This window comes from Mycobacterium sp. 1245852.3, assembly GCF_001669335.1.
Taxonomy (GTDB): Bacteria; Actinomycetota; Actinomycetes; order Mycobacteriales; family Mycobacteriaceae; genus Mycobacterium; species Mycobacterium europaeum_A.
In genome coordinates, this window is sequence record NZ_LZLL01000201.1 from 1 (window position 1) to 5,048 (window position 5,048).

General features: G+C 70.8%; 5 protein-coding genes. 2 read left to right on the plus strand and 3 right to left on the minus strand.

The features are described 5' to 3' along the window. On the plus strand, positions 1–77 hold a 77-nt coding region (locus tag A9W96_RS32580), incomplete at its 5' end, for a hypothetical protein (RefSeq protein ID WP_231122602.1). 40 nt (positions 78–117) lie between these two features. After that, positions 118–1,281 (plus strand): alpha-hydroxy-acid oxidizing protein, encoded by a 1,164-nt coding sequence (locus A9W96_RS09135; RefSeq protein WP_066877400.1) that lies wholly within the window; start codon positions 118–120, stop codon positions 1,279–1,281. Between the two features lie 5 nt (positions 1,282–1,286). Here the strand turns inward: A9W96_RS09135 and A9W96_RS09140 are convergent, their stop codons facing one another. The 3 genes from A9W96_RS09140 to guaA form a co-directional block, all read right to left on the minus strand. Beyond that, positions 1,287–2,819 (minus strand): DNA polymerase Y family protein, encoded by a 1,533-nt coding sequence (locus A9W96_RS09140; RefSeq protein WP_067139147.1) that lies wholly within the window; start codon positions 2,817–2,819, stop codon positions 1,287–1,289. 47 nt (positions 2,820–2,866) lie between these two features. After that, a complete protein-coding gene (locus tag A9W96_RS09145) occupies positions 2,867–3,547 on the minus strand; it encodes a hypothetical protein (RefSeq protein ID WP_066866894.1) in 681 nt (226 codons plus the stop codon). Positions 3,548–3,720: 173 nt separating this feature from the next. Continuing rightward, positions 3,721–5,048 (minus strand): glutamine-hydrolyzing GMP synthase (gene guaA, locus A9W96_RS09150; protein WP_067139150.1); only part of this gene is annotated, 1,328 nt, incomplete at its 5' end.

Below are 5,048 nucleotides of genomic sequence, written 5' to 3' on the forward strand. Positions count from 1 at the left end.
GCAACTACGAGTACGCCATCAACAACTCGTTCGGCTTCGGCGGACACAACGTGGCCATCGCCTTCGGGCGGTACTGAGCCTCGTTTGGTGGGCGAAGCGGCGGGTAAAGCCCCGACCATGGCCTTCGCCGAGTATCAAAACGAGCTGTACGACCAGTCGCTGCACGGCAATCAGCCGCAGTATCCGATCCGGTTCGAGGAGCTGGAGGAGAAGGCCGCGGCGGCGATGACGCCGAAGGTGCTGGGCTACGTGGCCGGCGGCGCCGGTGATGAGCACACCCAGCGGGCGAACTGCGCGGCCTTCAAGCGGTGGGGCCTGTATCCGCGCATGGGGATCGCCCCGGAGCAGCGCGACATGTCCGTCGAGTTGTTCGGCATCAGGTTCCCTTCGCCCATCTTCATGGCACCCATCGGCGTCATCGGGGTGTGCGACCCCGACGGGCACGGGGACATGCTCTGTGCGCGCGCCTCGGTTCGCACCGGCGTGCCGTTTTTCGTGGGGACCCTGTCGGCCGACCCGATGGAAAGCCTCGCCGCCGAACTCGGTGACACCCCGGCGTTCTTCCAGCTGTACACGCCACCCAACCGCAAGATGGCCGCCAGCCTGGTGCACCGGGCCGAGGCGGCCGGCTTCAAGGGCATCGCCGTCACGCTGGACACCTGGGTCACCGGCTGGCGACCCCGTGACCTGAGCGGCGGGAACTACCCGCAGGTGCCCAGCGGGTGCCTGGCCAACTACACCAGCGACCCGGTTTTTCGCGCCAACCTGAGCCGGGGTGAAGACGCCACCGAGGCGGCGGTGCGCAAGCTGCCGATCTTCGGCGGCCCGTTCCGGTGGGCGGACCTCGAGTGGCTGCGGGCCGAGACCAGCCTGCCGCTGATGGTCAAGGGCATTTGCCATCCCGACGACGTGCGCCGCGCCAAAGACATTGGCGTGGACGGCATTTACTGCTCCAATCACGGCGGGCGGCAAGCCAACGGCGGGCTGCCCTGCCTGGATTGCCTGCCGGAGGTGGTCGAGGCCGCCGACGGGATGCCGGTGCTGTTCGACTCCGGGGTGCGCGGTGGCGCCGACATCATCAAGGCGCTCGCCCTGGGGGCGACCGCCGTGGGGATCGGTCGCCCGTACGCCTACGGGCTGGCGGTCGGTGGTGTCGACGGCATCGTGCACGTCCTGCGCTCGCTGCTGGCCGAAGCGGACCTGATCATGGCCGTCGACGGGTATCCCTCGCTCAAGGACCTCACCCCCGACGCGTTGCGGCGCGTCGAATACGCTCAATAACAACGCTATTCGTAACTCCCCTCCACATACCAGCGCCGCTGGCGATAGCACAGCAGCAGCGCACGCTCGCTCTCCAGCAACACCTGGGCGCGGGCGGTGCGGCCCTTGGCCAGGTCGGGATCCCACCACCGCTCGTCGACCGGCCAGGGCCCGGACCACCAGCACAGCCGCTCGTCCCGGCCATGGGCGACGATGCGCGCCGGGTCGGCGGAGAACAACCCCCGGATGGTCACCCGTACCGGATTCCCTTGGGCGTCAAGCAGTTCCACCGGGTCGTCCAGCAGCACCGCCGGCGACGGCTCGGGCAGCCGGCCGGGCCACGGCAGATCGGGATCGGCCCGCGGCACCGGCTCGTCGCCGAGCGGGATCAGCGTGATGCGCTCGGCCGGGCCGCGCCCGCCGGACAGCACCGGCACTCGCACCGCCTCCGGACCGAGCAGGCCCTGCACCCGCACCAGCGCCCGGCGGGCCCGCAGCCTGTCCTCCTCGCCCAGGCCGCCCCAGAGCGGCAACTGCAACGCCTCGGCCGAGACCACCTCCACCGCGGCCAGCCGCAACAGCGTCACCGCGGCGGTGGGACGGGGACTCCGCGCGGTGCGGCTGCTCAACCACCCGTCAAGCTGCCAGCGCACCCGATCGGCGGTGGCATCCTCGGTCAACGGCTCGGCGCATCGCCACACCCGGTGCAGTTCTTCGCCGTTGGCGGTGACGGCGTGGATGGCCAGCCGGGTGCATCCCACCCCGGCGTCCATCAGCGCCTGATGCAGCTTGCCGGCCAGCGACCGCCCGGCGAACGCCGCGGCGTCGACCCGGGCGATCGGCGGATCGCAATCCAGCACGGCCTCGAGGTCGGCGGGCGGTTCCCGCCCGGAGGGCGGCCGTTCGGGCTCGCCGCAGGCCAACCGGTGCGCGGTCACCCCGTCGGCGCCGAACCTGGAGGCCACGTCGCTGCGCGACAGCGCGGCGAACTGCCCGATGGTGCGAATCCCCATCCGCCACAACAGGTCCGTCAGTTCTTCGCGGCCGGCACCGGACAGGCTCGGTTCGGTGGCGAGTTGGCGGATGGACAGCACCGACAAAAATTTCGCGTCGCCTCCCGGCTCGACGATCCGGCCCGCCCGGGCCGCGAAGACCGCGGTGGACAACCGGTCGGCGATCCCGGCCTGACACTCGGCGCCGGCGGCGGCCACCGCATCGATCAGGCGTTCGGCGGCGGTGGCCTCGGACCCGAAATAGCGGGCCGCTCCGCGCACCGGCAACGCCAGGAGGCCGGGCCGCAGCACCTCGGCGCGGGGCACCAGGTCGTCCACCGCCGCAATCACCGCTTCGAAGAAGCGGGCGTCGCGGTCCGCGTCGGCGGCGGTGACGTGCAGTTGCGGGCACCGCGCCGCCGCCTCCCGGCGCCGCAGCCCCCGGCGCACCCCCGCGGCACGGGCGGCCGACGAGCAGGCGATCACCCGGTTGGCCAGCGTGACCGCGATCGGGGCGGTCGCGGACAGACCCGCGGCCGTCGCCGCCGCGACCGCCGGCCAATCCATGCACCAGATCGCCAAAACCCTTGAACCAGAAGGGGTTACCACGGTATTTACCCGGCTCGCGCTGGAGTCGTCACCCGTCGTCCCGCGCACGTCCCGCTGACCTGCAGCCGCACCCCGCCGATCCGGCCGAATCCGGGACGGCCCTCGGCGGTGATCTCATACCCACAGACCCGGGCGGCCAGGCGCGTCGGGGCCCCCTGCCAATCGCCGCCGGTGACCAGCAGGGTGCAGCCCTTGTTACGGGCGCGGGCCACCACCGCCCGCGCCCGCGTCGGCGGCACCCGGCGCCCGCCCAGCCCCAGGACCACCAGGTCCATGCCGTCGACGAGCACCGCGGCCACCTCCACCGGATCGGTGCCGGGATCCGGTATCACCGCGAGCCGGCTCAGATCCGCCCCCATCTCCGCGGCGGCCAGCAACCCGATGTCCGGCTGGCCCACGATTGCGGCGTTGCCACCGGCCGCCGTGACGGCGGCCACCACGCTCAGCAACAGCGACCGGGCACCCGAGAGCACCGCGACCGTTCCCCGCGGCACCGGCGCGGGCAGCAGGTCGGCCAGCCACGGCGGGAGGGCCAGCTGGGACTCCGAGTCGGGCAGCAGATCGTCGGCGGGCACCGTGGCGGCCCCGGCCTTCTTCCCGGCGATGCTCGCCATCCGCCGGCGCAACGATTCCAGCTGTTCAGCGCGGGTTTCCTGGCGGCGGCTGGAGGCAAAAGCCGCGGTCATGACAGCCTCCTAGCACACCACGTTCGGGGAAAAGTATTCGAATGTATGTTCGATACATTTCGAAGTAAACACCTGCCCTCCGACAACCGTCAAGCGACGCAAGGGGCAGCGTTATGCGATCGATACTGGTGTGGCTGATGGGTGGCATGTGGCCGCATTTTCGCGGCCGGGGCCTACTCCCATTCGATGGTGCCGGGTGGTTTGCTGGTGATGTCCAGCACCACGCGGTTGACCTCGGCCACCTCGTTGGTGATCCGGGTCGAGATGCGCTCGAGGACCTCGTAGGGCACCCGGGTCCAGTCGGCGGTCATGGCGTCCTCACTGGACACCGGGCGCAGCACGATCGGGTGTCCGTAGGTGCGGCCATCGCCCTGCACGCCGACCGAGCGCACCTCGCCGAGCAGCACCACCGGACACTGCCAGATCAGGGTGTCCAGGCCGGCAGCGGTGAGTTCCTCGCGGGCGATCGAGTCCGCACGCCGCAGCGTGTCCAACCGGGCAGCGGTGACCTCGCCGACGATCCGGATCCCCAAACCCGGTCCCGGAAAGGGTTGGCGCGCAACAATATCCTCCGGCAGGCCCAACTCGCGGCCGACCGCGCGGACCTCGTCCTTGAACAGCAGCCGCAGCGGCTCGACGAGCGTGAACTTCAGGTCGTCGGGCAGGCCGCCGACGTTGTGGTGGCTCTTGATGTTCGCGGTCCCGCTGCCACCGCCCGATTCCACCACGTCCGGATACAGCGTGCCCTGCACCAGGAAATCGACGTGAGAATCCCCGTCCCCCACGATGTCTCGCACCGCACCCTCGAAGGCCCGGATGAACTGGCGTCCGATGATCTTGCGTTTGCCTTCGGGATTGGTCACGCCCGCCAGTGCGGAGAGAAAGGTGTCGGCCGCGTCGACGGTGACCAGGTTGGCCCCGGTGGCGGCGACGAAGTCGCGCTGCACCTGCGCCCGCTCGCCGGCGCGCAGCAGCCCGTGGTCGACGAAGACACAGGTCAACCGGTCACCGATGGCGCGCTGCACCAGCGCGGCGGCCACCGCGGAATCCACCCCGCCCGACAGCCCGCAGATCGCCCGGCCGTCGCCGATCTGGGCGCGCACCTGCTCGATCAGCACCTCGGCGATGTTGGCGGCCGTCCAGTCCGCGCCCAGACCGGCGAAGTCGTGCAGGAATCGGCTGAGCACCTGCTGGCCGTGCGGGCTGTGCATGACCTCCGGGTGGTACTGCACACCGGCCAGGCGTCGGGCCCGGTTTTCGAAGCCGGCCACCGAAGCGCCGGAGCTGCTGGCCACCACCTCGAACCCGTCCGGCGCGGCCGTGACCGCGTCACCGTGGCTCATCCACACCGGCTGCACACTTGGTAATCCCGAATGCAGTTCGCCGCCAAGGACTTTCAGTTCGGTGCGACCGTATTCGCTGGTGCCGGTGTGGGCGACGGTCCCGCCCAGCGCCTGCGCCATCGCCTGAAACCCATAACAGATGCCGAACACCGGCACCC